This window comes from Candidatus Streptomyces philanthi (assembly GCF_059553635.1).
The window spans coordinates 1-1,468 of sequence record NZ_JCANQV010000592.1 but is presented as its reverse complement, the minus strand read 5'-3'; the positions used below and the strand labels follow the sequence as shown (position 1 = coordinate 1,468).

1 protein-coding gene is annotated in these 1,468 nt (G+C 78.6%); it reads right to left on the bottom strand.

The annotated features are described in order from the left end of the window. On the bottom strand, positions 1–1,468 hold a 1,468-nt coding region (locus AC51EU_RS30475), incomplete at both ends, for a helicase-related protein (RefSeq protein ID WP_496270324.1).

Sequence of the window (1,468 nt, the reverse complement as noted above, 5' to 3'; positions counted from 1 at the left end):
GCCTCCTGCCGCCACCGCGCCGCATAACCGTCGCCGCCCCGCCGCGCCGTACGCCACGCCGCCGCCAGATCGTCCCCGTACTCCCTCGGCGGCTCCTCGCTCAGCAGCGCCACGACCTCCGCCGCCCGCCGCACACCGACCTCCCGCGCGCCGTCCAGCAACGCACGGGCCAGCCGGGGATGCACACCCAGCCGCCCCATCCGCGTCCCCCGGTCCGTCACCCGGCCGTGCGCGTCCACCGCGCCGATCGCCGCCAGCACCTCACGGGCCGCCGCCATCGGCCCGGCCGGCGGCGCGTCCAGCAGCGCGAGGCCCGCGGCGGACGGATCACCCCAGCACGCCGTCTGCAACGCGAACGCCGTCAGGTCCGCCACCATGATCTCCGGCTCCGGGAACCCCGGCAGCCGCCCGTCCTCACCCTCCGCCCAGCAGCGGTAGACCACACCGGGCGCCTCACGGCCCGCCCGCCCGGCGCGCTGCCGCGCGGCCGCACGCGACGCCCGTACGGTCGCCAGCGCGCTCAGCCCCCGGGCATGGTCCCGCCGCGGCACCCGAGCCAGGCCGCTGTCCACCACCACCCGCACCCCGGGCACCGTCAGACTCGACTCCGCGACCGACGTGGCCAGCACCACCCGCCGCCCCTCCCCGCCGGCCAGCACCGCGTCCTGCACCTGCGCGGGCGCCCGGCCGTGCACCTGGAGCACTTCCGCCGCCACCCCGTCGAGATGCCCGGCGACGCGCCCGATCTCCCCGACACCGGGCAGGAAGCACAGCACATCGCCCGCCCGCTCCCGCAGGGCGCGCCGCACCATCGCCGCGACATGCGCCAGCAGCGCCGGATCGACCCGCATCCCGTGCGCCGGGCGCACCGGCCGCTCCGGGGGCGCCCACACCACGTCCACGGGGTGCGACACCCCCTCGGCCTCCACCACCGGGGCGGGGCTCCCGGAACCGCCCAGCAGCGCGGCCCACCCCCGCGCGTCCGTCGTCGCCGACGCCGCCACCAGCCGCAGCTCCGGCCGCAGCGTCTCCCGCACGTCCAGCAGGAACGCGGCGGCGGTGTCGGCGTCGAGATGCCGCTCGTGGCATTCGTCGAGCACCACGACATCGACGCCCGCCAGCTCCGGATCCCGTTGCAGCCGCTGCACGAGCACACCGGTGGTCACGACCTCCACGACGGTCCGCGGCCCGGCCCGGCGCTCACCGCGCACGGTGAAACCGACCCGCTCGCCGACCTGCTCGCCCAGCAGCCAGGCCATCCGCCGGGCCGCCGCCCGCGCCGCGATCCGCCGCGGCTCGGCGACCAGCACCCGGCGCCGCGGCCCTGTGCCCGTCAGCCCGGCGAGGTCCAGAGGCACCAGCGTGGTCTTGCCGGTTCCCGGCGGGGCGCACAGCACGGCGCCGCCCCGCTCGTCGAGAGCGGCGCGCAGCGCGGGCAGGGCGGTACGGACGGGCAGCCGGTCGAGGG